An 8,747-nucleotide genomic window follows, 5' to 3' on the forward strand; every position below is an offset into this window, starting at 1 on the left:
GGGCCCCGCAGCCAGTCCGCCTGGTCCCGGACGAAGGCCCCGAACGGGCGGGGCGCGGCGGCCGGGCCCGTCTCCCGGGCCAGTTCGTCGAGGAGCAGTTCGAACGACCAGGCGTCGAAGACCAGGTTGTGCACGGCGACCAGGACCCATGCCCGGTCGGGCGCCGGCCCCTCGGCCAGGGCGACGCGCAGCAGCGGTCCGCCGGCCAGGTCGAACGGCTCCGCCGCGAGGCGCAGGGCGACGGCGTGGGCCTCGGCCTCGTCGGCGCAGCGGACCCGGGTGACGCGGGGCGGGAGTTCCGGGTGGACGACGCGGCGCACCGTGCCGTCGGCGGAGGTCGCGAAGGTGGTGCGCAGGGCCTCGTGGGCGGCCGTGAAGCCGCGTATCCGCTCGGCGAGGAGGTCGAGGTCGACGGGGGCGCCGGTGAGCCGGACGGCCTGGCAGACCACGTCGACGGGCCGGCCGTCCACCTGGTGGTGCACCTGCCACAGCCGGAGCTGTCCGGGGGTCGGTTCTCCGGTGTCGGGCCGCGCTGTGGGCAGGGCGGCGCGGAGGCGGGCGCGCTGTTCCGGGGTGAGGGCCGCGAGGCGGGTGGCGAGCGCGTCACTCATGCGTACCGCCCGCGCAGCTCGTTGAGGTGGCTGAGGCTCTCCACGACGAGGTCCTCGTCGATGCCGAAGTCGATGAGGCAGGCGATCTCGGTGACGCCCATCCCCTTGAACCGGTCGACGACGGCGCCGCAGGAGTCCGGGGTGCCGAGGAGCGCCCCCTTCTCGAAGTACTTGTCGAAGGCGAACTCGATCAGCTGGTCCTGGTCGCTCTGCGTCATGTCCCGCACGCCGGCGCCCGGCGCGAGGTTCTTCTTCTGCGAGTCGATGACGGTGAAGAAGGAGCGCAGGTAGTCGCTGAAGGGCTCGCGGACGGTCTCGCGGACCTCGTCGAGGTCGGTGCCGATGAACGTGTGCAGCATCAGCGTGACGGTGACGCCGTCCGGGTCGTGCCCGTGCTCCCGGAGGGTCTTGAAGTAGAGGGCGAGCTTGTCCTCCAGCTCCTCGTTGGTCATGTCGATGAGCGCGGTCAGCACGTTGCAGCCGAGCCGGCCGGCGGCCTCGAAGGTCTCCGGGCTCTTGGTGCAGGTGAGCCAGATCGGCAGTTCGGGCTGGACGGGCTGCGGGTGCAGCTCGATCTCGACGTGGTTGCCCAGGCCGTCCTGTACGTAGACCGGCGCGCCCTCCCACAGTTCGCGCAGGGTGGTGACGGCGTCGAAGGTGCGCCGGCGCCGGTCCTCCCAGCCCGTCGGGTTGATGGCGAAGTCGACCGGGCTGAAGCCGGTGGCCAGGGCGATGCCGGCCCGGCCGCGGGAGAGGTTGTCCACCACGGACCACTCCTCGGCGACCCGGATCGGGCTGTGCAGCGGGAGGATGACGCTGCCGGCCCGGATCTGGAGGCGCTGGGTGGCCATGGCCAGGCCGGCGCCGAGCACCGAGGGGTTCGGGTAGAGGCCGCCGAACCGGTGGAAGTGCCGTTCCGGGGTCCAGATCGCGGTGAAGCCGTTCTCGTCGGCGTACTTGGCCGCGTCGAGGACGAACCGGTACTTGTTCTTCTCGTCGCCCGAGAAGAAGATCAGGCTGAAGTCCACCTCAGCGCTCCTGTTCCTGAGAGGTGCCGGCCGCCGGGTCCGCGGCCGGGTCGGTCTCGGCCGCCGCGAGCAGCCGTTCGAGCTCGGCCGGGTCGAGCCCGTCCAGCTCCCGGGCCAGCAGCGCGACCTCGTCGTCGGTCGCGGCGGCGGCCCGGAGGCGGTCGTCGACCAGGCCGGCGAGCGCCCGCGGGGTCGGGTCGCCGAGCACGTCGGCCAGCGACACCTCGACGGAGAACTGCTCGCGCACATTCGAGAGCAGCCGGACGATGAGCAGCGAGTCGCCGCCGTACTCGAAGATGTCGCCGTCCAGCGGCATGTCCTCGCTGCCCAGGGCGTCGCGCACCAGCCGGGCCACCTGGTCGGTGAGGTCGCCGGCGGTGGCGTCCGCGTCCGTCGTGGCGGCGACCCCGGCCACCGGCCGGGCGATGCGCTCGTCGCGCACCCACTGGTCGAGCCGGTGGTCGATGTCCCAGGTGGAGACGGCGACGTGGGAGACGTCGCGGAGGGTCAGGAGCCGGCGGATGGTCTCCAGGCCCTCGTCCGGCTGGATGGCCTTGTCGTCCATGCTGCGTCCGATGGCGGACAGGGCCCGCTTCTCGTCCTGGTGGTGCTGCCACACGTCCCAGGCGGCGCTGATCCACACGGTGCGGTCCAGGCCCCGGTTGGCGCGTTCGGCCGCCGCGTCCATGAAGTGGTTGGCGGCGCCGTAGCCGAGCAGCCGCAGGCCGCCGAGCACCCCGGCGAGCGAGGACAGCATGAGGCAGAAGTCGACGGGGTGGTCGGCGAGGACCTTCTCCAGGGCGATCTGGCCGTGTGCCTTGGACACGAAGTGCCACTGGCACTGCTCGACGCTGGCGGCGGTGATGGCGCGGTCCCACTGCTCGCTCGGCAGGCCGGCCGCGTGGACGACCCCGTCGAGCCCGCCGAACTGGGCCTTCACCTTCTCGACGGCGGTGCGCAGCCCGTCGGCGTCCGCGACGTCGGCGTTCACGAGGAACGGGGCGGCGCCCGCGGCCTCCAGGGCGCGCAGCCGGGTGATCCGCAGCGCCGTCTCGTCGTCGTGCGGGTGCTCCTCCAGCCAGGCGTCCCAGGCCGCGCGGGCGGGCAGGGCCTCGCGCGTCAGCAGGGCGAGCCGGGCCCCGCACTCGCGGTGCAGCCACCCCGCGATGGTGGAGCCGATCTCGCCGAGGCCGCCGGTGATCAGGTAGACGCCGCCGTCCTTGAGGCGGGACGCGGCCGGGGCGTTCCAGTCGGCGCGGATGCGGGCCATCTCGGCGACCCAGCGGGTGGCGCCGCGCAGCGTGACGGCCACCTCCGGGCGCCGCAGGGTGCCCAGTTCGGCGGCGAGCGTGCGCAGCGACCGCTCGTCGGGCCGGGCGGGCAGGTCGAAGTGGCGGGCGCCGATGTTGCCGTGCTCCTGGCCGATGACCCGGGCGGCCACGGCCAGGGTGACCCGTTCGGAGACCGGCTCGGGCTCGGCAGGGCTCACCGCGTACGCTCCGGCGCTGATCAGGTCGAGTTGCAGGGGGCGGGTGACGCCGTGCTCGCTCAGCGCCTTGACCAGGGCGATCAGGCTGTAGAGCCCGGCCCGCTGGGCCTGTTCGAAGCGCGGGACGCCGCGTTCGGGCGGGAGCGTCCCGGTGGACCAGGCGTGCACCAGGTGGCCGGGCAGCCGGTCCTCGGCGAGCAGGTCGGCGACGAGCCGGGCGTGGTCGTCCTCGGAGTCGGGGCGCACGGTCCAGGTGTCGCCGTCGCGGCCGTACGCGTCGCCCGCGCGCACGGTGATCACCTCGCCGGCGAAGGCGTGTGCCGCCAGGCGTTCGGCGGTGCCGTCCGGGTCCGCGAAGAGGAGTACGGGGTCGGTGAGGGGCCGGGGCCCGGTGTCGGTGGTGCCGACGGCCGGGCGCCAGACGGGCGCCGAGAGCCAGTCGTCCAGGGGCAGTTTCCCGCCCGGCGCGGCGGCGGCGCGGCCGGTGCCGGCGGTCAGGGTGTCCGGGCCGGGGTCGATCCAGTAGCGGGTGCCCTCGAAGGGGTAGGTGGGCAGCGGCACCCGGCCGCGTCCCCGGCCGGCGTGGAGGCCCGCCCAGTCCACGGGCAGGCCGGCCGCCCAGAGCCGGCCGAGCGCGGCGTGCACGGCGGTGAGGTCGGCGGCGGCGTCGCGGCCGCGGGCGGCGGAGGTGATGACCGGCACGCCGGTCTCCCGGTCCGGGTGGCGGCGGGTGAACGTGGCCAGGGTCTGGCCGGGGCCGGCTTCGAGGAAGACGTGGTCGCCGTCGGCGAGGAGGGTGGCGAGGCAGTCGGAGAACCGGACGGTGTCGCGCAGGTGGGCGCCCCAGTAGGCGGGGTCGGTGGCCTCCTCGTCGCGTATCCAGGTCCCGGTCCGGTTGGACAGGAACGGGATCTGGGGGCGGCTCAGTTCGATGCCGCGCAGCAGTTCGGTGAGCGGCCCGACGGCGGGGTCCATCATCGGCGAGTGGAAGGCGTGCGAGGTGACGACCTTGCGGTGGGCGACCCCGTCGGCGCCGAGCCGGGCGGTGAGGTCGCGGACCGCCTCCCTGGTTCCGGCGACGGTGCAGACGGCGGGCTCGTTGACCGCGGCCAGCGCGACGTCGTCGCCGAGGTAGCCGGCCAGTTCGCCGGGCGGCAGCATGACGGCGGCCATCACGCCGCCGGGCAGCTCGTCCACCAGGCGGCCGCGTGCGGCGATCACCCGCAGGGCGTCCGGCAGCCGGAAGACCCCGGCGAGGGTGGCGGCGACGTACTCGCCGACGCTGTGTCCGACGAGGGCGGCGGGGCGCACGCCCCACGCCTGCCACTGCCGGGCGAGCGCGTACTCGACGGCGAACAGGGCCGGCTGGGTGAGCAGGGTGCGGTCCAGGCTCGGGGCGCCGGACGCTGCGCCGGTCCCGCGCAGGGCCGGGTAGAGCACGTCCCGCAGGTCCAGCCCGAGGTGGGGCAGGAGCAGTTCGGCGCACTCGTCCAGGGTGTCGCGGAACACCGGCAGGTGCTCGTACCAGCCCTGGCCCATGGCGGGGTGCTGGGTGCCCTGGCCGGGGAAGAGCAGGACGACGGGCCGGTCGGCGGGCTGTCCGGAGTCCTGGTGGGCGTGGCGCGGGTCGCCGCTGCGCAGGGCCTGTACGGCGGTGGCGCGGTCCGGGGCGGTGACGACGGTCCGGTAGTTGAAGGTGCGGCGGGCGGTGGCGAGGGTGTACGCCGTGTCGTCGAGGCCGGTGTCGCCCCACTCGCCCGTCTCGGCGGGGGCGGTCGCCTCCAGGTGGTCGGCGAGGGCGGTGCGGGCCGCCGTCAGCGCGGCCGGTGACTTCGCCGAGACCGGCAGCACGACGACGGGCGCGGCGTGGGCGCGGGGCCGGTCGCCGGTGGGCGGGGCCTCCTCCAGGACGACGTGGGCGGTGGTGCCGCCCATGCCCGTGGAGGTGACGGCGCAGCGCAGGGGGCGGTCGCCGGCGTCCCAGGGTTCGGCGGCGGTGCCGACGCGGAAGCGGGTGGCCTCGACGGCGCACTCCGGGTTCCAGGCGGTGAAGTGCGGGGTCGGTACGAGGGTGCGGTGGTGCAGCATCAGGACGCACTTGATGAACGAGGTGACGCCCGCGGCCACGCTGAGGTGGCCCAGGTTGGCCTTGACCGAGCCGACGGTGAGCGGCGGGGCGCCGTCGGCGGCGTAGACCTGGGCCGCGGCGGCGAGTTCGATCGGGTCGCCCATGCGCGTTCCGGTGCCGTGCGCCTCCAGGTAGCTGACGTCGGCGGGGTCCACGCCGGAGACGGCCAGCGCCTCGGCGAGGACGGCGGCCTGGCCGGAGACGCCGGGCGCGGAGTAACCCGCCCGGTCGGCGCCGTCGTTGCCGACCGCGGAGCCCCGGACGACGGCCCAGACGGTGTCCCCGTCGGCGAGCGCGTCGGCCAGCCGCTTGAGGACCACCACGCCGGCCCCGTTGCCGAAGACGGTGCCGTCGGCGCCGGCGTCGAACGGCCGGACCGTGCCGGAGCCCGAGGCGATGCCGTCGGACTCGTGGACGTAACCCGCCTCCTGCGGGAAGCGCAGCGCCACGCCGCCCGCCAGCGCGACGTCGCACTCCTCGGACAGCAGGCTCTGGACGGCGGTGTGGATGGCGACCAGCGACGTCGAGCAGGCAGTCTGTACGGAGATGCTGGGGCCGGTGAGGTTGAGGTGGTAGGAGACCCGGGTGGCCAGGTAGTTGGGGTCGTTGCCCATCAGCGTGGGCAGGTCCTGGCGCATCCGCCGGATCGAGCCGTTGAAGCCCTTCTCCCCGGTGAGCACGTTGTTCAGGAGGTACGTGCTCGTGAGCGCGCCGGCGAAGACGCCGATGCGGCCCGGGTACTGCTCCGAGTCGTGGCCGCTGTGTTCGAGCGCGGCCCAGGAGCACTGCAGGAACATCCGCAGCTGCGGGTCCATCCGCTCGGCCTCGCGGGCGGAGAGGTAGAAGAACGACGCGTCGAACAGGTCGGCGTCCTCGACGGCCGAGGCGCGGCGCACGTAGCGGGGGTCGGCGATCGACTCCGGGGGGACACCGGCGGCACTCAGCGTGTCCTCGTCCACGTCGGCGATGCGCTCGGTGCCGGCCAGCAGGTCGCGCCAGAACTCCGTGTGGTCACGGGCGCCCGGCAGTCGGCAGTCCAGGCCCACGACGGCAATCCGGCCGTCCAGGGCTGAGTCGTCGTACGCGCGGTCAGTCACGGTTCCCTCCAGGGGCCACGGTTCGGTCTCCGCCGGGGGGCGGGAGTGTCGGGGAGTGGTGGGCGGTGGTCTCGGTCCGGCGGGGGCGGCGGACCGTACGGCGGCGGGCGCCCCGGGCGGTGCCGGCGGCGGCGTCCCCGGTGTCCGGTCCGGAGGGGCCGGCGGCCCGCCGGATCAGCCGGGCCAGGCTCCGGACGGTCGGCGCCCGGTACAGGTCGGTCATCCGCAGTCCGGGGGCGACGGTCCTGGTCAGCCGTTCGTGGACGGCGGCCATGCGCAGCGAGGTGCCGCCGAGGTCGAAGAAGTTGTCGTCGGGGCCGGCGTCCGCGACGCCGATCACGTCGTACCAGGCGTCGGCGACGGCGCGTTCGAGGGAGCCGCCGGGGTAGGGGCCGGAGCCCCCGGCGGGCTGCGCGGCGGTCAGCGGGTCGGGCAGCGCCCTGCGGTCGATCTTGTGGTTCGCGGTGAGCGGCAGCGCGTCGAGCAGGACGTACGCGGTGGGCACGGCGTGGTCCGGGAGGGTGCCGCGCAGGGCGGCCCGCAGGGCGGCGGCCCCGGGCCGGGTGCCGGGCTCGGCCACCAGGTGGGCCGCCAGCTGGCGTTCGCCGAGCCGGTCGGTGTACGGCATGACGACGGCCTCGCGGACCTGCGGCAGGTCCTTGAGGGCGCTCTCCACCTCGCCGGTCTCGACCCGGATACCGGAGATCTTGACCTGGAAGTCGACGCGCCCGATGAGCAGCAGGGTGCCGTCGGGCAGCCGGCGCGCCAGGTCGCCGGTGCGGTACGACAGGTCGGGGGCGGCGGCGCCGGGCGCGAGGTAGGGGCTGACGACGACGATCTCGCCCTCGCCGGGCCCCTCCACGGTCCGCCCTTCGGGGTCCTGGAGCCGGACGGTGGTCCCCGTCACGGGGAGGCCGAGCGGGAAGACGCCGGTCGGCGGGCGGTAGTCGGGGTCCGCGACGCGCAGCAGTGCGCAGGAGCACTCGGTGGAGCCGTAGGCGCCCGCGACCCGGCAGTGCGGCCCGAAGGCGCGCCGGCAGGCCTCGAGGTCGGCGAGGTGCAGGGTGTCGCCGCCGAGCGCGAGCATGCGCATGGCGGGGAGGGCGGTGCCACGCGATTCCATCGCCCGTACGAGGGCCCGGAAGACGGGCAGCGTCGAGTGGTACACGGTGAGGCGTTCGCGCGCCATCCACTCCAGCAGTCCGCTCACCCCGAGCGACTTGAGGTCGACGGGGTACAGGGCGGCGCCGTTGAGCAGGGCGGCGAAGGTGTCCTGGACGGCGGAGTCCCAGCTGTACGCGGATTGCAGGGTCAGCCGGTCGCCGGGGCCGATCCGCAGGCCGTCGGTCCAGACCCGGGTGTGGTGCAGCACGTTGCGGTGCACCTGGGTCACGGGCTTGGGCCGGCCGGTGGAGCCCGAGGTGTACAGGACGTACGCCTCGCCGTCCGGTGTGGCGCGCGCCTCCGGCTCGCCGGAGTCGTGGCGGGCCAGGTCCTCGTAGGCGAGCACGGGCCGGTCCCCGGCGAGCGCGGCGGCGCGCGGCAGCGCCTCCCGGACGGTGACGAGGGCGGCGGCGCCGGAGTCGGCGGCCATGAACGCGAGCCGCGGTTCGGGGTAGGCGGCGTCCAGCGGCACGTACGACAGCCCGGCCCGCAGCACGCCGAGGAGGGCGGCGATCATCTCGGCGCCGTGCGAGAAGAGCAGGGCGACGCGCTGACCGGGGCGCAGGCCGGCCGCGACGAGCCCGGCGGCCACCCGGGCGGACAGCTCCTCGGTCTCCCGGTACGTCCAGCGGGTGGCGGGGGTCACCACGGCGTCCCGGCCGGGGTGCGCGGCGGCGGTGTCCAGGAAGCGGTGGACCAGGGTTCCGGCCCGCTCGGCCGGGGGGAACGGCCGGTGGCCGGTGTCCGGCGCGCCGGACGGGATGGCGGGGGTCACGGTGCGGGGTGCTCCTCGGGTCGGTCGCCGGTGCGGTGGGAGAAGAGCACCGCGGGGTGGGCGGGCCGGGTGCGCAGTTCGGCGTAGGCCTCGCCGGCCCGTTCCAGCGGGAAGCGCGGCAGGTTCATGGCCGCCGGGCGGATGCCGCCGTCGGCGATCAGGTCCAGGGCGCGCTGGAGGTTCTCGGTGACGGTGCCCTCGCCGTCCGGCGCCGTGACGTCGGCGCGGCCGCGCGCGTACGCGGGGTCGCGGTATCCGGCGCCGCAGCGGGCCGCGTACCGGATGTCCAGGTTGCCCAGCTCGACGCTGAACTCGATCCGGGCCGCGAACCGTCCGACGCCGACCAGCCGGGGCCGTCCGGGGGCCCGGCCCGCCCAGCGGGCAGCGGCGGCGACGGTCCGGTCGGCGTCGCCCGTGCCGCACAGCAGCACGCAGCGGCCCCCCTCGGCCGGGGT

Annotated in this window: 5 protein-coding genes; all 5 read right to left on the reverse strand. The window is 75.3% G+C overall.

The features are described 5' to 3' along the window. Positions 1–611: condensation domain-containing protein (locus MHW47_RS28035; RefSeq protein WP_239226554.1), on the reverse strand; the 611-nt coding region annotated here is incomplete at its 3' end. After that, entirely contained in the window at positions 608–1,639 is a 1,032-nt protein-coding gene (locus MHW47_RS28040) for a MupA/Atu3671 family FMN-dependent luciferase-like monooxygenase (protein WP_239226555.1), read from the reverse strand. The genes MHW47_RS28035 and MHW47_RS28040, both read right to left, overlap by 4 nt. Position 1,640: 1 nt before the next feature. After that, the gene (locus MHW47_RS28045) at positions 1,641–6,353 is read right to left on the reverse strand and encodes a type I polyketide synthase (RefSeq protein ID WP_239226556.1); all 4,713 of its coding nucleotides are present in this window, start codon (positions 6,351–6,353) and stop codon (positions 1,641–1,643) included. Further along, positions 6,346–8,292: a non-ribosomal peptide synthetase gene (locus tag MHW47_RS28050; protein WP_239226557.1), complete on the reverse strand. Its 1,947-nt coding sequence runs from the start codon at positions 8,290–8,292 to the stop codon at positions 6,346–6,348. The genes MHW47_RS28045 and MHW47_RS28050 overlap by 8 nt, the downstream gene beginning before the upstream one ends. Continuing rightward, positions 8,289–8,747, reverse strand: a 459-nt coding sequence (locus tag MHW47_RS28055) for a hypothetical protein (RefSeq protein WP_239226558.1), incomplete at its 5' end; no start/stop codon positions are given. The genes MHW47_RS28055 and MHW47_RS28050, both read right to left, overlap by 4 nt.

The sequence above is a fragment of the Streptomyces sp. OfavH-34-F genome (genome assembly GCF_022347745.1).
Classification (GTDB): domain Bacteria; phylum Actinomycetota; class Actinomycetes; order Streptomycetales; family Streptomycetaceae; genus Streptomyces.